This is a genomic window from Nitrosomonas eutropha, from assembly GCF_003201195.1.
GTDB classification, from domain to species: domain Bacteria; phylum Pseudomonadota; class Gammaproteobacteria; order Burkholderiales; family Nitrosomonadaceae; genus Nitrosomonas; species Nitrosomonas eutropha.
Genome location: NZ_QICQ01000019.1, coordinates 34,991 through 52,663, shown reverse-complemented (window position 1 = coordinate 52,663; position 17,673 = coordinate 34,991). Strand labels below are relative to the sequence as shown.

At 45.0% G+C, this 17,673-nt stretch carries 19 protein-coding genes, 1 tRNA gene and 1 pseudogene; 5 read left to right on the top strand and 16 right to left on the bottom strand.

What is annotated here, in order from left to right:
- Window positions 1–58 precede the first annotated feature (58 nt).
- Window positions 59–595, bottom strand: coding sequence for a peptidoglycan-binding protein (locus tag C8R14_RS08170; RefSeq protein WP_074710113.1), 537 nt, complete (start codon window positions 593–595; stop codon window positions 59–61).
- Window positions 486–1,142, bottom strand: coding sequence for a hypothetical protein (locus C8R14_RS13530; protein ID WP_011634675.1), 657 nt, complete (start codon window positions 1,140–1,142; stop codon window positions 486–488). Before C8R14_RS13530 ends, C8R14_RS08170 begins: the two co-directional genes overlap by 110 nt.
- Before the next feature lie 410 nt (window positions 1,143–1,552).
- Between C8R14_RS13530 and C8R14_RS14390 the strand changes: the two are divergent.
- Window positions 1,553–1,658, top strand: a pseudogene (locus C8R14_RS14390) (IS5/IS1182 family transposase); the annotation flags it as partial.
- Window positions 1,659–1,985: 327 nt separating this feature from the next.
- Window positions 1,986–2,609 (top strand): alpha/beta hydrolase, encoded by a 624-nt coding sequence (locus C8R14_RS08155; RefSeq protein WP_011634676.1) that lies wholly within the window; start codon window positions 1,986–1,988, stop codon window positions 2,607–2,609.
- 210 nt (window positions 2,610–2,819) lie between these two features.
- On the opposite strand, the gene C8R14_RS08150 is transcribed toward C8R14_RS08155, so the two are convergent.
- Window positions 2,820–3,617 carry a carbonic anhydrase gene (locus C8R14_RS08150; RefSeq protein WP_011634677.1) on the bottom strand — a complete coding sequence of 266 codons (798 nt, stop codon included), beginning with the start codon at window positions 3,615–3,617 and terminating at the stop codon, window positions 2,820–2,822.
- A 29-nt stretch (window positions 3,618–3,646) separates the two neighbouring features.
- On the bottom strand, window positions 3,647–3,889 hold the full coding sequence (locus C8R14_RS08145) for a hypothetical protein (RefSeq protein WP_011634678.1): 243 nt from the start codon (window positions 3,887–3,889) through the stop codon (window positions 3,647–3,649).
- A gap of 594 nt (window positions 3,890–4,483) precedes the next feature.
- Here C8R14_RS08145 and lplT point away from each other — a divergent pair.
- Complete coding sequence (gene lplT, locus C8R14_RS08140; protein ID WP_041353522.1) at window positions 4,484–5,749, top strand: lysophospholipid transporter LplT; 1,266 nt, start codon at window positions 4,484–4,486, stop codon at window positions 5,747–5,749.
- Window positions 5,750–5,839: 90 nt separating this feature from the next.
- On the opposite strand, the gene C8R14_RS08135 is transcribed toward lplT, so the two are convergent.
- Window positions 5,840–6,658: a TrmH family RNA methyltransferase gene (locus C8R14_RS08135; protein ID WP_041353523.1), complete on the bottom strand. Its 819-nt coding sequence runs from the start codon at window positions 6,656–6,658 to the stop codon at window positions 5,840–5,842.
- A 340-nt stretch (window positions 6,659–6,998) separates the two neighbouring features.
- Between C8R14_RS08135 and C8R14_RS08130 the strand changes: the two genes are divergently transcribed.
- Window positions 6,999–7,074: transfer RNA gene (locus tag C8R14_RS08130), tRNA-Met, on the top strand.
- Window positions 7,075–7,173: 99 nt separating this feature from the next.
- Here the strand turns inward: C8R14_RS08130 and C8R14_RS08125 are convergent.
- A complete protein-coding gene (locus C8R14_RS08125; protein ID WP_011634681.1) occupies window positions 7,174–8,592 on the bottom strand; it encodes a dihydrolipoyl dehydrogenase in 1,419 nt (472 codons plus the stop codon).
- A gap of 231 nt (window positions 8,593–8,823) precedes the next feature.
- Between C8R14_RS08125 and C8R14_RS08120 the strand changes: the two genes are divergently transcribed.
- The gene (locus tag C8R14_RS08120) at window positions 8,824–9,807 is read left to right on the top strand and encodes a malate dehydrogenase (RefSeq protein ID WP_011634682.1); all 984 of its coding nucleotides are present in this window, start codon (window positions 8,824–8,826) and stop codon (window positions 9,805–9,807) included.
- Window positions 9,808–9,858: 51 nt separating this feature from the next.
- Here the strand turns inward: C8R14_RS08120 and C8R14_RS08115 are convergent, their stop codons facing one another.
- The 10 genes from C8R14_RS08115 to ccmA form a co-directional block, all read right to left on the bottom strand.
- Entirely contained in the window at window positions 9,859–10,314 is a 456-nt protein-coding gene (locus C8R14_RS08115; protein ID WP_011634683.1) for a peroxiredoxin, read from the bottom strand.
- A gap of 32 nt (window positions 10,315–10,346) precedes the next feature.
- Window positions 10,347–11,690 carry a c-type cytochrome biogenesis protein CcmI gene (ccmI, locus tag C8R14_RS08110; protein ID WP_011634684.1) on the bottom strand — a complete coding sequence of 448 codons (1,344 nt, stop codon included), beginning with the start codon at window positions 11,688–11,690 and terminating at the stop codon, window positions 10,347–10,349.
- A complete protein-coding gene (locus tag C8R14_RS08105) occupies window positions 11,687–12,202 on the bottom strand; it encodes a cytochrome c-type biogenesis protein (RefSeq protein WP_011634685.1) in 516 nt (171 codons plus the stop codon). Before C8R14_RS08105 ends, ccmI begins: the two co-directional genes overlap by 4 nt.
- Window positions 12,203–12,209: 7 nt before the next feature.
- Entirely contained in the window at window positions 12,210–12,734 is a 525-nt protein-coding gene (locus tag C8R14_RS08100; protein ID WP_011634686.1) for a DsbE family thiol:disulfide interchange protein, read from the bottom strand.
- A complete protein-coding gene (locus tag C8R14_RS08095; RefSeq protein WP_011634687.1) occupies window positions 12,731–14,776 on the bottom strand; it encodes a heme lyase CcmF/NrfE family subunit in 2,046 nt (681 codons plus the stop codon). The genes C8R14_RS08100 and C8R14_RS08095 overlap by 4 nt, the downstream gene beginning before the upstream one ends.
- Window positions 14,777–14,816: 40 nt before the next feature.
- Window positions 14,817–15,266 (bottom strand): cytochrome c maturation protein CcmE, encoded by a 450-nt coding sequence (gene ccmE / locus C8R14_RS08090; RefSeq protein ID WP_011634688.1) that lies wholly within the window; start codon window positions 15,264–15,266, stop codon window positions 14,817–14,819.
- A 2-nt stretch (window positions 15,267–15,268) separates the two neighbouring features.
- On the bottom strand, window positions 15,269–15,367 hold the full coding sequence (locus tag C8R14_RS08085; protein WP_240142248.1) for a hypothetical protein: 99 nt from the start codon (window positions 15,365–15,367) through the stop codon (window positions 15,269–15,271).
- A gap of 74 nt (window positions 15,368–15,441) precedes the next feature.
- The gene (gene ccmC / locus C8R14_RS08080) at window positions 15,442–16,185 is read right to left on the bottom strand and encodes a heme ABC transporter permease CcmC (protein WP_011634690.1); all 744 of its coding nucleotides are present in this window, start codon (window positions 16,183–16,185) and stop codon (window positions 15,442–15,444) included.
- 102 nt (window positions 16,186–16,287) lie between these two features.
- Window positions 16,288–16,947, bottom strand: a complete 660-nt coding sequence (gene ccmB / locus C8R14_RS08075; protein WP_011634691.1) for a heme exporter protein CcmB — start codon at window positions 16,945–16,947, stop codon at window positions 16,288–16,290.
- Window positions 16,948–16,953: 6 nt separating this feature from the next.
- Window positions 16,954–17,568 carry a cytochrome c biogenesis heme-transporting ATPase CcmA gene (gene ccmA / locus C8R14_RS08070; RefSeq protein WP_011634692.1) on the bottom strand — a complete coding sequence of 205 codons (615 nt, stop codon included), beginning with the start codon at window positions 17,566–17,568 and terminating at the stop codon, window positions 16,954–16,956.
- Window positions 17,569–17,673: the final 105 nt, after the last annotated feature.

Sequence of the window (17,673 nt, the reverse complement as noted above, 5' to 3'; positions counted from 1 at the left end):
AAGCTGAGGTAAACTACTATAGGCAATTCGCCAGGGAAGCCATTCCGGTGGCTTGACTTTAACCAAACAGCCTCCTCAAAACCCGGGACGATTCAGTCCGGAGATTTGTTTCGATTGCTTTATGTTGAGGAGTCAGTACCCAGCAGAAGGAATAATTATCAGGATTAAGGCCAAAGGATATTACATCCCGGTGATACCCCTGCATCCGGTCATAAAGGTTCCCGGTCTCGCCAACATAACCGATATGTCCGCTGGATGAGCGATTACGGAAAACAAGCAGATATACCCCCCGCTTCCGGGGCACACGGCGATATTGCGAAAGCCGGTAACATCGTCTGGTAGCCCAGAGTTTCTGATCTGCCGGTGACATGTGACGCAGAAGTTTGCTGTAGTTGTCCCGGAATGCAGCAAGCAATTCCATCTCCATCCACTCACTCTCATAACCCGATTCCATTTCCTTCACTGAAGGCTGAATATTCCGGCGCTCACAAGCAGACCTCAATGCCTCTTCCGTATCCGGCCCGGCAATACCACTCACCCTCAACCCTTGCTGCCGCTGAAAACTCCGCACTGCGCTGCGTGTATCTGCCCCCATAACTCCGGTCACTGGAAGGAGGGGCCGACAGAGAATTTTTGACGGTATTGGCAGCAAATCGTACAAATTGTTTACCTCCCTCAAATTCGCGATCTTCCTGGCTGAGTGCTTCAAGTTCGAGTCCAAGCGCGCTTCCTGCTGCAGAAGCCAGGCCGCTGCCGATTTTGGCACCTAAAGGTCCGCCGAAATAAGCACCCAACGCGCCACCGGCAATCGGCAGTGCCTTTTTGGCGACCCCTTTTAGTATGCCGCCCACTGCCCGGCCGATTGGAGATTTCACTACCTTGCCTAAGGCGCTACCGGCTTTCTTGATCAACGAACCCAGAAAACGGTCAAGCTCTGCTTCATTAGTAACTTCCAGAAGTTCGGCGGCAAGTTCCATCACCTCGCCTTCGTTAAATACCTCCCCCCACTCCGCTTCACCATATTCGAATTGCTCAAACTGTTCGCCTTCACCTTCATATTGTTCGCCCTCACCTTCATATTGCTCAGCTTCAAAACCACTCATTTCCGGATTGAATTCGAATATATTTTCACTTTCATACATGGTTAATTCCTCCAATTCTCAGATTTCTCATCACACCTTGATCAATAACCAGGTTTCTCACCAAGTTTGGCGTTAGCGCTTTTTGGGGCTCATCACCGTCAGGTCAACCAGCTCAATTCAGGCTGTCCTTACAATAGATAAAAGCAAATAACATGCCAAAATAAAATACAACTCTTATTTTTGACTCGCTACGCACTTAACATGCTGAAAATAAATTAGATGTCCAATAAATTACCAGTCATAACAAATATGATTAAGAAGTAAAAATATAGGGACTGGCGAAACATATTTCGGTTAATGGCGCAAAAACACTTTGCAATATGAAAATTGTTTCGGAGATGCTAGAAACTACTTTGATTTGCTATTAGTTGTTGGGAGAGATAACTGTAGTGACTCAGCAATTCCAGACAGGACGTGAAGGAGCATGGGGTGGCGTAATTAATGTGTTTTTTCTGGATGATACGAACAGGAACCCCATGGAGGGATTTACCGCCGGACTACGGGGGCTGGAGCAATATATTTAGTCCATATTGATTTAGCAGAGGAGTCAAATAAGCAGATGACAATTTTTACCAGTATTTAAAGTTGAAGCCTCCTCAAAGTCCCGTGCAGTTCTTCTGGTAACATAAAATCAGTTCTTCAAGCAAATACCTTTTCTATGTTTAGTAACAACCGCACTGCGGCAGGTATCAGTCAGTTTTTTCAGTACCAGTACAGTTTTGTTCAAGGTAGATTGGATGTGCCGATTATTCGCAGCAGGGATAAATTATCAGTAGTTTTTAGATAAAGCATCCTATAATTATTTGTCATGCCAACTAATCTACACCACAGGATTCCGTATTTATGCCAAATGAGCAAAGATTCTTTGTTACCGGCCCTGCCGGGAAGCTGGAGACAGTTGTCACACTGCCGAATGATGCGCCACATGGCATTGCAGTCGTAGCTCACCCACATCCGCTTTACCATGGCAGCATGGATAACAAGATCGTCTATATTCTTGCCAGGGCATTCATCGAGCAGCAGTACATCACGGTGAAATTCAATTTTCGCGGAGTGGGCGAAAGTGAAGGCAACTATGCGGAAGGGAAAGGAGAAATCGAGGATGTGCTTGCTGTCACACAATCTATCCGGGAGCGGTATGACACCGGATCAACCCCATTGCCACTAATACTGGCCGGATTTTCATTCGGTGGCGCTGTTCAGGCGTATGTTGCACAGCAACTGCGGCCTCACAAGCTGATACTGATCGCGCCTGCTGTTGAGCGTCTGCAAGCACCACCCGTAACTGATTGCGCTGAGCATATTCTGGTCATTCAGGGGGATCAGGATACCGTCGTGCCGCTGCAAAGTATATTGGATTGGGCCACACCGCAAACATTGCCTGTGACCATCATCCCTGGTGCCGAACATTTTTTCCACGGCAAGCTGAACGTTCTGAAAGACATCATCCTGCAGAATTGCGCGTAGCTATCGGGGCAGGGGCGGTCAGTTTTCCTGGCCGAGCTACACGCCACCCATGCGGCGCACACGAAAAAATTAGCGCTTAATCTGCGATTTGACAACCTGCCAAACAGGCAAGAACCAAAATACGTGATGGGACCGAGAAAAATTCGAACAAATAAGGAGCTTCCCCGGATGCCAGAGCCATGCCGGGGAAGAATTATTTACAGCTCACGATTACTGGTTTGAAAGAATTGACCTTTCATTCAGATCCTGTGCTGATCTGGCATTGTTGCTGTAGAAAGTTTTCATTTGCTCTAATTGAGCCGCTGAAATCGTGATTGATTTTGTCAAAATATACCATTGCACGCCTTCGCTACAAGGCGGAGTCGTCAATGAACCAGCCAGCGTTAAATATTTCAGATTGGCCGCATTCATACCTGACGGTAATAACTTCGCTAGTTTGAACTTAACCCCGGAAGTCGAATTTTCTTTGCCGCTTTCATACGGCATATTATCCAGAACAGTCTGGAACATCGCATTCTCTTTCCCGATATTTATGGTCACAGCCAGTACCGCAATTCTTCCATCCTTATTGATATGTACAAAATGTAATTCCGCAGGAAATTTTTTGCCCTCAACAACATGTTCGCTGGGCTCATGGAAATGTAGTTGAACCAGCGGCAGCAATTCCTTCCCGACTTTTAATCCACCCGTAAAATTCTGGGAAGTATTAACTTGTATGGCATGTCCTGTATTGAAGAAAGATGGCGTATCTGTACCATACTGTGCCGCAAGTTTATTTAGCGGCCTGGATTTCACAATCTTTTCATCTGCCAGATCTACCGGTGACTGATGTTTACCAATACCACACTCTGCGTAGGGATAACGCAATGGTATCGATTGAGTAGCGTCTTCAATCGCTCCCCAGTTAGGCTCCTCTTCATAAGACCAATGAGGTGGAGCAGAAACTGCAACTGCTGTGTAACTTATAAAGATTATAGAAACTAGATTTGCCAGTATTTTAGTTCTCACGAGTAATTCCTATCATAATAGTTATTAAATTAGCAGGTATGTTTCCTGCAATAGTCGATCATTAAAGATTTTTTATCTAAGCCGATCTCTTGTGAAGGCTGTGATTTAGTTTTTTTCTTTTTTGCCTTAATCTGGGCTGGTTGCCTATTTTCGGTCGAAATAGGCTCGGCCTGATTAGTAACTGACAACGATTGAGGCTGACTCTCCCCTGATTCAGCAAAGCAAGAAACACCTAAACTCAGCACAGCAGTCAGAAAAAGCTTAATACGCATTATTTTCCTCCTTTTGCAAATATGCAAATTGCAAAATTTTGTTCTGGTCCTTCAATAGAAAAAACAACAAGATATGATGATTCAAAATTTCTCTATTTCAAACAATATGGTTTGCATCGAGAAATGTGTGGAGTTCGAACCATACTCTCGGTAAATCTTTTAGCCAGGGTCTCGACAATTTCAGCAAGATTCACTTCATCACATTCCCTGATTCCATCGATGATCGAGTTATTATCGGCTACGCACAAAGGCTCTTATATCCGCAATATCATTCTCCCATCTCTGCTGCGCTCCAAGCACACTAAAACCGATCTTCCAATTGCAACGCCTCGTGATATCGGATGCATATCGCTCAAAAATACAGACCCTGATGCTTGCAAAGTTTAGTGGAAAAACTACTCTCGCCATCAATTTATATAGTGGCTTAATGTTGCGCTGGTAGCACATCTTTCTGAATAGAATCTGAAAACTTTGAAAGCCAGAATACGCTCAGTACAATTTTCATGATATAAAGCTGCAGTGTTAAAACAGCCCGTAGCAGAAAAGCCAGCATCAGGCTTTCAGGTTATTGAACAAGCAGGTAAGGAGAACAATTTGGGACGCGGATTTTATACCATCATGGCGGCACAATTTTTTTCATCTCTGGCAGACAATGCTCTGCTGGTTGTGGCCATTGCTCTGCTAATTGATCTGCATGCTCCCGAGTACCTCACCCCCATGCTCAAATTCGTATTCGTATTATTTTATGTATTACTCGCCCCGCTTGTCGGCGCGTTTGCAGATTCCATGGCTAAAGGCTGGGTCATGTTTATCAGCAACTCAATCAAAATTATCGGTTGCGCATTGCTGTTTTTTGCTGCGCATCAGCTTTCTGCGCTGGGCGCATACGCGGTTGTTGGATTAGGAGCAGCAGCTTATTCCCCAGCAAAATATGGCATCCTTACAGAATTGCTGCCCCCAGAGAAGCTGGTGATTGCCAATGGCTGGATGGAAGGACTGACGGTTGCATCGATCATTCTTGGTACAGTTATTGGCGGCCTGCTTATTACCCCTTCTGTTGCTTCCATTCTACTTACTGCAAATCTCCCTCTGATCAATACCGCTGTAGATGCCAGTATCATAGTCATCATGCTGTTTTACATTATTGCTGCCATTACCAATTTATTTATACCTGATACCGGAATTGATCACCGGATACTCAAAAAAAATCCGGTTTTCCTGTTTCACGACTTTGTGCGCTGTGTAAAGCTATTGTGGTTTGACAAGCTTGGCCAGATCTCGCTGGCGGTTACCACCTTGTTTTGGGGAGCGGGAGCAACGCTGCAGTTTATTGTATTAAAGTGGGCTGAAGTGGCGCTTGGTTATGCGTTAAACAAAGCAGCGCTACTGCAGGGTGTCGTCGCTATTGGTATTGCATTGGGCTCTGTTCTGGCAGCGAAGCTGGTTTCATTACGCCGATCGCTGGATGTCATTCCTCTGGGGATTGCCATGGGAATCGTGGTAATTCTCATCATTACGGCTCAGAATATCTGGCTAGCTGTTGTTTTGCTGGTCATAATTGGTGGATTAGCCGGATTTTTCGTAGTACCTATGAACGCTTTGCTGCAACATCGCGGACATATTCTGATGGGCGCTGGACACTCTATCGCAGTACAGAATTTTAATGAAAATCTTGGCATTCTTACCATGTTGTCATTGTATGCACTGCTAATCTGGTTCGATGTGCATATTTATACTGTAATCGCTCTGTTCGGGTTATTTGTATCTACCACCATGATCATGGTTCGCAAATGGCACCTGAGTAACCAGAGCAAGCAAGATTCATTACACCTGATAGGAACACAGAAACGACAATTCTGAGTTTTTACTTTGTCACCCTGAATTTCCAATTCCGCGAGAAAATAAGGAGTATTACTGACGTATCACAGGCACTAAGCGGAATAGCATTTATCACTCTTGCGAGTAACTCTCACCAGAATTCTCCTGCCGGATTTTCTCGAATAAACAGATTGCAGCAGCCGCAGCAACGTTGAGTGATTCGGCACACCCTGGCATGGGTATTGCCACACGTTCACGCACAACTTCTAGCAGCTCTTCTGATACACCGCACCCCTCATTACCGAAAGCAAACATGACCGGCCCTCGCAGGTCTGTATGATAAATATTGTCAGCGCCAGCCAGTGCCGTCGCTATAACATTTCCATTAAATTGACAAGCAATCTGGATCAGATCGGAATCTTCATGAATTCTCAAAGAAAAATGCGCCCCCATACCGGCTCTTAATGTTTTGGGCGACCAGCTATCAGCACAATCACTAGACAGGAACGCATCTTTAACACCCGCAGCAACCGCAGAACGCAGAATCGAACCCAGATTACCTGGATCCTGAATAGCTTCCAGCGCGATGCAAAAAGAATCTTCATAGGAGTCAACAGACCGGGTATGCCGGGGAATACGAACGAGTGTCATAATACCAACCGGTGTTTTGACTAGCGATATCTGGTTGAATAGCGCATCACTCAACATTAGACAATCAGCTCTTCCAAAATCTTTACCAATACTACCTAGCAGCTGATTAATTTCAGCATGTTGGCCTCCTGATTCGCTAACGATCAGCAATTCCGGAATTCTTCCTGAAGCAAGATAAGACTGCAACAAATGGATGCCATCAAGCAAAGCAAGTCCATCGTCACGGCGCTGCCGTGACGAACGTTGCAGCTTGAACAGCTTTTTAAATACGGGATGCTCGCGAGAGGTTATACGGCGCATGTTGCTTGTGATCTGCATGTTACTTTGGCTACGGATTGATACGGAATACTGTCAAGAACATAACGAGAGAAACAAACGTTTCAGGATTGCTGTTCTCCCCTCATCCTCAAAACCACCTTCTTATTATCGGAATTTACGAACAAGCTCTGCAAAAACCACATAAAGAATATAAATTCAAAAAAGTATTGAATATACTAATCTGGATAATTTTCAATTGAGAACCAATAATACCGGAGTCGGCGACCTGTGCCTGTTTCAATTCTGAAGCAAAGGAAAAGTAATCGGTCTTGACTACCTCCCCCACAAAAGGCAGAATACGCGCTATGTCGTTTAGATAGCTGGCGAATTAGCTCAGTGGTTAGAGCAGCGGAATCATAATCCGTTGGTCCGGGGTTCAAATCCCTGATTCGCCACCATTAAAAATCATCTGCTTAATGACTTGCTTTCGTAATATACAACACAGCCAGTTGTGATCATCCTGATTTATCTGATGAGATAGAAGTTCCAGGTTACGCTCAATCAAGCGCCTCGGAATTAAAAGAGTCGCAAGCCGCTAGATCTGACTTACTGCACGCTGGAAGCTTGGATGCCAGATTACGTAATGCTGTACGCAAACCTTCTTCCAGCACCGGATGATAAAACGGTATTCGCAATAAATCCCACACACTTAGAGATTGATCGATTGCCAAAGCAAGCAAATGTGCGAAATGCTCCCCGGCTGGTGCACACATTTCTGCACCTAGCAATCGGCCATCATTTGCCGCAGCATACACACGTAAGGCACCACGATTAGACTGGGCCGAACGTGCCCTTCCCTGGTTAGAGAAAGAGACTTCACCTATTTGAATATTTTCGTGTTCGAGTGAATGAAAGGATTGACCAACTACGGCAATATTAGGATCAGCAAATACGATAGCTAGTGGTACTCGGCGCTTAAAGTAAATTAATTCTTCACTTGTTGTATTTAAACCGGCAATATGCCCATCATCTGCAGCCTCATGCAGCAGAGGAAGACGCTGATTTGCATCTCCTGCCAGAAATACTGGTAAATCTGCAATCTGCAGGGTAATTGGATTTACTGATGGTAGCCCTTTTTCATCAAGCGGCACATCCAGTGTATCGAGACCAATATCATCGATATTTGGTTGCCTCCCCAATGCGGCTAGTACACTGTCTACCTCAATTTCGATATTCTCTGCACGGACAGTAAGCACATTATTATCCGGATTTATGGCGACACTCGCTTTGCTACCAAGATAGAGTGGAAATTCTTCTGACAACAGCTTCACTGCTGTCTGATTAATGAATGGATCACTTATCCCCCCTACTGAGCTGCGAAATCCAAAGCCTGTTACATGTACACCAAGCCTGGATAATGCCTGGATCATTTCCAGACCAACTGGACCCATGCCGATGACAGCAATACTTTTTGGCAACGTATCCAGCTCAAACAAAGTATCCGTCGTCAGCAAACGTTTGCCAAGATTCAGCCAGTTCTTGGGCACAACAGGCCGGGAACCCGTTGCAATAATGATTTTATGAGCGCTGAGTTTCTCTCCATTGACCATTACTTGATCTGGCGACAGAATACGGGCACGCCCCGATATTGCACGTTCACCCAAATCATTGGTTATTTTAAGGGTGCTGGTAACAAAATCATCACGTAGCCTGCGTAGACGTTGCAGAACCTTTTTGCCATCCAGTTCCAGTTGATCTGCGCCCATAATCCCGAACTCACCAAAATTGAACCGTCGATGAAAAGCATTGGCTGCTTCAATCAATAACTTAGAAGGCATACACCCGACCCGTGCACAGGTAGTACCCCACGGACCATCGTTGATCAGTACAAAATTATCAGTTCGTTTTCTTACCTCACGCAAGGCAGATAAACCAGCACTTCCCGCACCAATGATTATCACATCAAATTTATGCATCAGTATTCGAGTCCCCAGTCAATTTGTATAATAAATAAGTAAACACATTACGATTTATGGGTCCAATCAGTTTGTTATTCTAATCCTTAATATAAAAATCTGGAAAGCTGCAGTCTGGACGATACTTACCTTTCTTGTCAATTGAGTTTATCGGTATAATTCCTACCAATCGTTTTTACCAATTCTCTTTTCCTGTCAGGAAATATATCAAATACCAAGGAGCAGAATTTGGTGCTTTCACCCGTTCGTATTACCGTCACCGGCGCAGCAGGACAAATCAGCTACAGCCTGTTATTCCGAATTGCTGCGGGAGACATGCTGGGCAGCAATCAACCCGTTATTCTTCAACTCCTCGACATCCCGGAATCCAGGAAAATACTGGATGGAGTGGTTATGGAACTTCAGGATTGCGCATTTCCGCTACTGGCTGGCATTATTGCCACTCACGACCCGATGATGGCATTTGATCAGACAGATATAGCAATACTAGTTGGGGCCCGCCCCCGCCGCAAAGGGATGGAACGTAAGGATTTACTGCAGACCAATGGCGAAATATTCAGAAATCAGGGCAAGATCCTGAATCAAGTGGCCAAACGTGATGCAAAAATACTGGTGGTGGGAAATCCAGCGAACACCAATACCCTTATCACCATGAAAAATGCTCCAGATTTACCAGCAGAAAATTTTTCAGGAATGCTCCGGCTCGATCATAACCGGGCATTATCACAAGTTGCTATGAAGTTAAACCAGCCGGTCAGCAATATCAAAAAGATGATTGTATGGGGAAACCATTCATCCACTCAATTTCCTGATTTGTATCATGCTGAGATCGGTGATACCAAAGTTATTAATCTCATCAAAGATCCGATTTGGATCGAAAACTACTTTATCCCTACGGTACAAAAACGGGGTGCTGTGGTAATCGAGGCACGTGGCTTATCCAGTGCAGCCAGTGCAGCTAATGCTATTATTGATCATCTGCGTAACTGGTTTTTTGGAACGGCCGACGGTGACTGGACTACGATGGGAATCTTATCCGATGGTAGTTATGAAATACCGGAGGGGGTAATTTATGGCTTCCCGGTCATCTGCAAAAATGGTATGAGGGAAATTGTACAGGGACTTGAAATCAACCCATTCTCACGTACCAGATTAGATGCTGCCTACAACGAGCTAACTCAGGAACTGGATTCAATCAGACACTTGCTACCCTGAGATTACGAAACTAGATTCTATAGTTTCCAAGCCTCTCAAGTGCTTATCACATTATATTTTCTTGATAAATGCTAAAACTTCCTCAGCATGCCCTGGAACCTTAACACCTCGCCACGCTTTATATAGCTTGCCTTCCCGGTCAAGTATAAATGTGCTGCGCTCTATCCCGCGTACCTGCTTACCATACATATTCTTCATCTTGATGACACCAAACAGCTCGCACACTACCTCATCGGCATCACTCAGCAAATTATAGGGAAAATTATATTTTTCTCTAAACTTCTCGTGTGACTTCAGGCTGTCACGAGAAATACCAACGATTTCACAACCTTCCTGCACAAACTCTGGATATAGATCCCTGAATTGCTGACCCTCATTAGTACAGCCAGGTGTATCGTCTTTCGGATAAAAGAAAATAACCAGGTATTTGCTCTTTATACCTGACAGACGAAACTGTTTGTTACCCGTGGAAGCCAACTCAAAATCAGGGATCAAATCAACCGGCATACAAATATATACCCCTCATCAACAAATTAAATTTACGGGACAATATGATCAATTGTAATAGAAATATTTTCTTCACCAATTTTCACAGGAATGCTGTGACCCTCAAGATCTCCACTGGAGGGAATAGCCTGTCCGGTTTTGCTGATTCTCGCCCCCACCACCACCTCTGGAAAGCTTGAGAGCTTCATCGCGGGGGTCATAGCCATGTTGTCATCAAGTTTAAACGAAACTGGAAGATCCTTAGCATGCAGCCTCAAAATAGCCAATGGCATCTTTGGCCCTTGGCTGGCCCTTGCAAAAACGAAAAGTGTATCATCAGGCGAAACTTTTGATGCCAATGAGGCATCCAGAGTAACCGAGCCAGAAACGCTTGGTATGCCCGTAGCAGCTTCCTGCTTCTCACCAGAAGACAATGTCACAGGCACATCACTCTCCACATTTGAATTCTGCGCCAGCTGTACAGGAATAGATTCATTTCTACCTTTCATGGCCAGAAATTTAGCCTGGGCGATACTGTCACTCACAGATTTATAAAATTTCGAATCTTTTGCCTCGGCGGGTATAACATTCAACAGGCGCTCCCAGTAAGTAACTGCCTGATCAAACTTTTCCCGCTCAAATTCAAGTGTACCGGCTAAAGCCAGTGCCTTAGGATAATCCGGATCGATATCAAGCGCCTTGCTGATCAACTCGGCAGGTTTACCCTGTAAGTTGCCATTATTCGTTATGGCCAGCATATCGGCATAATCACTCAAGAATTGGGGGTTATCCGGAGCCATTTGAACCAGTTTGGCATAGACTGCGCCAGCTTCATCAAAACGTTCCATAATTATGTAAGAACGTCCAAGCATCACCCAGCCTTCTATATCGTCCGGATTATCCTTAAGACGGGCAGCAAGACTGTCAACCATTGCCTTGATCTCAGCATGATCCGGCGGCATTCCTTCCGCATCACCCCCCTGAAACTGCGTAGCATTAGCCAGTTGAGATTGCGGAAGCAGCCCGCGAGTATCTCCAATTACCAGATAAAGGTAGATGGCAGCAAGTGGAACTGCCAGAGCAACAATAACACTCACAATAGTGCCATGACGATTGACAGGAGTTACGCGAACAGTTTCATCATCTTCAGATAAATCCTGCAACATTCGCTTTTGTAATTCCTGCTTGCTGAGTTCATGCTGTTCCTTGGAAAGAACATCGTCAAGTAGATCACGATCCAGCTCCGCAAGCTGATCACGGTAAATAGTAATATTTGCAGCCTGACGTTCAACTTGATCTTGAAGCTCGTTTTTTTTATTTCTCAGCAATACAGGTATAATAAACAGCAATGCTGCCATGATAAATATACCGACTATAACCCAAAATACCGTCGTCATATACTTTGATCCTTGTCCATTTCTTTAATAAGAGATTCAGCCTGTAAACGCTGATTTTCTGTCAGTGGTACCTCGTTTTCCTTTATTCGAATACGACGACGCCTCAAATAAAAAATGAGCGCAGAACCACCCCCCAAAAACAAAGTGAACGGACCGAGCCACAACAACCATGTTATTGATTTAAAGGGAGGGTTGAAAAGAATGAAATCTCCGTAGCGAGCTACTAAAAAATCTACAATTTCCTCATCACTTTTATTCATTCGCATCTGTTCTCTGATTTCACGCCTCATATCCTTAGCAAAATCAGCATGTGATGCAGCTAGTGTTTCATTCTGACACACCAAACAGCGTAGATTCTCTGCCAAATTATTCAACCGACTCTCAAGTTCAGGATCATCGGCGACAGGTGGGGCTTCATTTGCATAGCCCTGGAAAGCTATAAGAGACAGAATAATCACCATTAAGCAACGCTTTAACGAGTCCACTCTCATACAGATCAGTTGTTTCATCATTACCAACTCAACTCTTCAGTTCCTTGATTAAAGGAAGAATTTTATCTTTCAGTGATTCAACCGTTACCGGGCCAATATGCTTATACCTGATAATGCCTTGCTTATCGATTACATAAGTTTCTGGCACGCCATAAACGCCATAATCAATACCGACTTTCCCATCCGCATCAACGATACTGGTTTCATAAGGGTTACCATATTGTCTAAGCCACTGCATGGCAGTATCACGCTGATCTTTGTAATTCAGACCATAAATTGGAACAATACCCAGCTTTGAGAGTTCTACCAGCACAGGGTGCTCATCACGACAAGCCACACACCAGGAAGCCCAAACATTCAACATCCATACTTTTCCAAGATTATCCTCAGACGAAAGCGTCTTACTGGAATCATAGAGTTGTTGCAGATGAAAAATGGGTGCGGGTTTATCTATTAATGGAGATGGCACTTGACGCGGATTCAAGGTCAAACCAATTCCTAGAAAGATTACTAATATTACAAATATCGCGAGAGGCAGCAGGAAACGCATCATGCTTTACCACCTTCCTCCGAAAGAGTAACAGAATTGGTCACCATAATATCTTTGGCAGGTATATCTGCAGCACCAGGTGTTTCAGCTGCTTTGCGGCGATATTTTTTATTAATAGCAAGGCGGTAACGCCGATCACTGACAGATAGAGCTCCTCCCAGAGCCATCAATATGCAACCAAACCAGATCCAGTTAACAAAAGGTTTGTGATAAACCCGTACTATCCAGGCATCATTCTCCAATGGTTCACCCAGTGCCACATACAGATCACGCAGAAACCCCATATCAACATCAGCCTCGGTCATCGGCATACCTGAAGCGGTGTAAGTTCTTTTCTCAGGGAAAAGCTCACTTATTTTCTTGCCCTCTCTGAACACCTCAATCTGTCCTTGAGATGCATTGTAGTTAGGGCCAGGAACCGATTTCGTTCCATTAAATTGAAATGTGTAATCTTTAAGTGTTACGGTACTACCTACTTCCATACGCACATCTTTTTCAGTTTCATAGCCGTTAACCAGCGTAACACCAATGATAAATACTGCGATACCGAAGTGTGCGCAATGCATACCATAATAGCTCCTTGGTTGTTTCACCAACTTAGTGATCAACCCGCCTTCCCCACTATTCTGGAGTCGGTGCCTAATACCGACAAATATACTGGTCACAACCCAGAAAGCCAGTAGTAACCCAAAACTGACCATAGGTTTCCATTCACCCATAATGAACGGCATAATTCCTGCAGCCACCACGCTCACCACAAATGCCCATCTCAACAGCACCGTCAGGGCGGGCAGGCTAGCTTTCTTCCAACGAGCAACTGGCCCCAGCCCCATCAGAAAAATGGCTGGTGCCATTAAAGGCACAAAAACTGCCTCAAAATAGGGAGGGCCAACAGAAATTTTCCCTAAATTAAGCGCATCAATAAGAAGAGGATAAAGCGTGCCTAATACCACGCTGCCCGCCGCAACTAGCAGCAATACATTATTAGCAAGTAAGGTAGTTTCACGTGAGACAATCTCAAAGTTACCCCCCAAACCCACTTTGGAAGCGCGCCATGCAAACAGTGTTAATGAACATCCTACTACCAGCGATAGATAGATCAGGATAAATATCCCACGTGCCGGATCAGTCGCAAAAGCATGCACAGAAGTCAGAACCCCGGAACGTACCAGGAAGGTTCCTAACAAACTTAATGAAAAGGCAGTGATTGCCAATAATATCGTCCAGCTCTTAAAACTTCCACGTTTCTCAGTTACCGCCAGTGAATGAATCAATGCTGTACCCACCAACCAAGGCATAAATGATGCATTCTCAACTGGATCCCAGAACCACCAGCCACCCCAGCCAAGTTCATAATATGCCCACCAGCTACCAAACATGATGCCAATAGTCAGGAAAATCCAGGCAACAATCGTCCAGGGACGTGACCATCTTGCCCAAGCCGCATCCAACTGCCCACTAAGCAGTGCTGCAATTGCAAATGCAAATGCAACTGAAAAGCCAACATACCCCATATACAACATGGGTGGATGCATAACCATTCCAGGATCTTGCAACAATGGGTTCAGATCATTCCCTTCGATTGCGGCAGGTAATAATCGATCAAATGGATTAGAAGTAAACAGAAGAAACAACAGAAAACCAGCACTAACCAATCCTAAAACAGCCAAAACACGAGCCACCATGTCATCCGGTAATTGGCGACTGAAAACACTCACAGCAACCGACCAGCCGGCAAGTATGGTTACCCACAGCAATAGAGAACCTTCGTGAGATCCCCACGTGGCAGCAAAACGAAAATGTAAAGGTAAATCTGAATTTGAATGAGACGCCACATTCAATACAGAAAAATCATTGTTCAAGAATGAATAGGCGAGACAGCCAAAAGCAATGGTAGTAAATACAAACTGACCCTGCGTGACTGGACGCGCCAAGGCTACCCACGAAGGTATTCCACGTGTCGCACCAATAAGGGGCAAAGTTCCCTGAATCAAGGCCAGCAACATTGCAAGTATGAGGGCGAAGTTACCAAGTTCCGGAATCATGGTTTAAAATTATTCCTTGTTTTAAATTACGGGATAAAACTCACTGTGTAAAAGAGGTTTTCTGTGCTTTGGCAGCTTGTTCCAATGCAGCGGCAGCTTCAGGTGGCATGTAATTTTCATCGTGTTTGGCGAGCACTTCATCAGCATAAAAAACACCATCATCTGCCATTTTCCCCTGTGCTACGACACCCTTCCCTTCTTTAAACAGATCAGGAAGAATCCCTGTATAAACCACCCGAATCACCTCTGCAGTATCCGTTATGGCAAACTTCATGGTTGTACCGTCTCCATGTCGCTTGAGTGAACCTTCTTCTACTAGTCCACCCACTCTGAAGCTTTTTCCAACAGGCGCTTCTTTTGCAGCTACCTGACTGGGACTAAAGAAAAAAACCAAATTACTCTGAAATGCATTCAGTACCAGTACAACAGAGACTGCCAATGCACTAACACTCAATGCAATAACAGCCATTTTTTTATGACGTGGCTTCATTTCTATCCTCGCAAAATTGATCTTCTACTCTGACCAAGGTGCTTGTATAAAGTTCGTTTGCGACCACGAATCAATACAACTTCACCAATTACGCATATCATTGCAACAAGATAAGACCCCCATACATAAAGGCCATAGCCGCCCATAGCAAAAAAATCAGACAAGCTCTCCCATTTCATTCTAATACTCCTTCCTTCAACTCCGATACCCATGCCGTGTGGCGCTCACGCTCCAGAATAATGAGACGAGTACGGATCAGAATTATTACAATTGAATACATCCATGCTGCCAAGGTCATGATCAGCATGCCGGATAACATGGCAGTTGCCATCTTGGGAGATTGAACCAGGCTAACGGAAGCACCCTGATGGAGGGTATTCCACCACTGCACCGAGAAATAAATAATCGGGACATTGACAACGCCCACCAGAGCAATGACCGCTCCAGCCTTATCCGCACGCTTTGGATCATCAATAGCTGCCTGCAGCGACATAAAGCCGATATACAAAAAGAACAGTATTAACTCTGATGTTAGGCGAGCATCCCAGACCCACCATGTTCCCCACATTGGTTTCCCCCACCATGCTCCTGTCCACAGAGCAAGGAAAGCAAACATAGCACCTGTCGGCGCTATGGCACTGGCCACCATAGATGAAAGTCGAGTGTTAAATGCCAGCCCCACTCCGGCCCAGAATGCCATAACCACATACAGAAACATTGACATCCAGGCAGCCGGGACATGGATAAAAATAATTCGGTAGGCCTCACCCTGTTGAAAATCTGTCGGAGCTACAAAAAAACCAATATACAAACCCACGATCAGTAAAGTAATCGCTAAAGCCGTAAAATAGGGAAGCATCCGGCCCGCCAGAAAGTAAAAACTTGCGGGAGAGGCATATTTAAACCAATTGATTGTCATGTTCTGAATATTCTCTCTGAATTGATCCAGTAGATAAAATTACGCTCTACTACCATACCAACAAACGCAACATCACTATTATTTCTGGGCACATCCTTTCTATCAGCTCATGGATATCCGGAGAGAGGCAGCTGTTGCCCAAGGTGAAAAAACGATAGAAACCAGCAAAAGTGCACCCAGTATCGAAAAATGGGCCCCAAACTCCATCCCGGCGCTACTCGCTTCAACCGCGCCTGTACCAAAAATTAATACCGGAATGTAGAGCGGCAAAACCAGTATCGACACTAATACCCCCCCTCCTCTTAATCCCAGCGTTAACGCAGCACCGATTGCACCGATCAAACTTAGTACAGGAGTTCCCAGCAGCAATGAAAGCGTCAGCACAAGCAAGGCATCTCCGGCTAAGTCATACTGAATCCCCAATACCGGGGCCATCAATACCAGAGGAACCCCTGTTACCAACCAGTGTGATATTGCTTTCCCGGTGACCAGCGCCGCCAGGGAAACAGGGGAAAGCAGCATTTGCTCCAAGGTGCCATCTGCATAATCACTGGAGAACATACGTCCAAGTGATAACATCGAAGCCAGCAAAGCTGCCACCCAGACCACACCCGAGGCCATTGTCCGCAGTATGCTGGGTTCAGGCCCCACACCCAATGGAAACAAGCTGACAACTATTATGAAAAAAAATAGCGTTGTCAACACATCAGAGCGTCGGCGCATTGCCAGCAATAAATCCCGTTTAACTATCCACCAGATCATATCGAATCAGGATAAAGTCAAATGATGAACAGCTGCAGCAGTCATGACAATTTCCTGATGAGTGGTCATAATGACCATGCCTCCTTTCGATAGATTATGTTCCAGTATCTCTTTAATCAGCTTCACCGCTGCAGTATCCAGCGCGGTCAAAGGCTCATCCAATATCCACAACCTAGTCTGCACCACCAGCAGACGCGCCAAAGCCACCCGTCTGCGTTGTCCTTGTGATAATACTTTGGCCGGCAGCATCTCACGCCCCGCCAGCCCAATCTGCCCTAACGCATCTGCTGCTTGATTTTCATCAATCTCACAATCAGCCAATGCACAGGATATCCGTAAATTCTCGAGAGCAGTCAGATCATCCTTGATACCACCCAGATGCCCTAGATAGGTCATCATGCCACGATAATCTCCGTCCAGATCCCGAATATCCATTCCATTCCAGAGAATCTCACCACTATCAGGTGACGATAATCCACACAACAATCTTAGCAAGCTGGTTTTACCGCTACCGTTAGGTCCGCCAACAAACATCAGCTCACCGGGATTTACTGAGAAGAAAATGTTACTGAAGAGTTTATGCTCCCCTCGTATACACTCCAGGTTCCTGGCCGTCAACATCTAAATAATAATTGAGCCGCAATCATAAAAGTTGGAGATTATAGCGTATTGCTGATTTCTTAGTGGTGCTGCCAGTGCTTGGATATATAAAAATCATTCTGCTCT

Bases quoted from the DNA above. Each gene is read 5' to 3' on its own strand.
- C8R14_RS08145 (WP_011634678.1), bottom strand. From the start codon at position 3,889: ATGCGTATTAAGCTTTTTCTGACTGCTGTGCTGAGTTTAGGTGTTTCT.
- C8R14_RS08095 (WP_011634687.1), bottom strand. From the start codon at position 14,776: ATGATTCCGGAACTTGGTAACTTCGCCCTCATACTTGCAATGTTGCTG.
- C8R14_RS08105 (WP_011634685.1), bottom strand. From the start codon at position 12,202: ATGATGAAACAACTGATCTGTATGAGAGTGGACTCGTTAAAGCGTTGC.
- ccmE (WP_011634688.1), bottom strand. From the start codon at position 15,266: ATGAAGCCACGTCATAAAAAAATGGCTGTTATTGCATTGAGTGTTAGT.
- C8R14_RS08100 (WP_011634686.1), bottom strand. From the start codon at position 12,734: ATGATGCGTTTCCTGCTGCCTCTCGCGATATTTGTAATATTAGTAATC.
- ccmB (WP_011634691.1), bottom strand. From the start codon at position 16,947: ATGATCTGGTGGATAGTTAAACGGGATTTATTGCTGGCAATGCGCCGA.
- C8R14_RS08170 (WP_074710113.1), bottom strand. From the start codon at position 595: ATGGGGGCAGATACACGCAGCGCAGTGCGGAGTTTTCAGCGGCAGCAA.
- C8R14_RS13530 (WP_011634675.1), bottom strand. From the start codon at position 1,142: ATGTATGAAAGTGAAAATATATTCGAATTCAATCCGGAAATGAGTGGT.
- C8R14_RS08085 (WP_240142248.1), bottom strand. From the start codon at position 15,367: ATGATATGCGTAATTGGTGAAGTTGTATTGATTCGTGGTCGCAAACGA.
- ccmA (WP_011634692.1), bottom strand. From the start codon at position 17,568: ATGTTGACGGCCAGGAACCTGGAGTGTATACGAGGGGAGCATAAACTC.
- ccmI (WP_011634684.1), bottom strand. From the start codon at position 11,690: ATGACGACGGTATTTTGGGTTATAGTCGGTATATTTATCATGGCAGCA.
- C8R14_RS08125 (WP_011634681.1), bottom strand. From the start codon at position 8,592: ATGCATAAATTTGATGTGATAATCATTGGTGCGGGAAGTGCTGGTTTA.
- C8R14_RS08135 (WP_041353523.1), bottom strand. From the start codon at position 6,658: ATGCGCCGTATAACCTCTCGCGAGCATCCCGTATTTAAAAAGCTGTTC.
- C8R14_RS08115 (WP_011634683.1), bottom strand. From the start codon at position 10,314: ATGCCGGTTGATTTGATCCCTGATTTTGAGTTGGCTTCCACGGGTAAC.
- ccmC (WP_011634690.1), bottom strand. From the start codon at position 16,185: ATGACAATCAATTGGTTTAAATATGCCTCTCCCGCAAGTTTTTACTTT.
- C8R14_RS08155 (WP_011634676.1), top strand. From the start codon at position 1,986: ATGCCAAATGAGCAAAGATTCTTTGTTACCGGCCCTGCCGGGAAGCTG.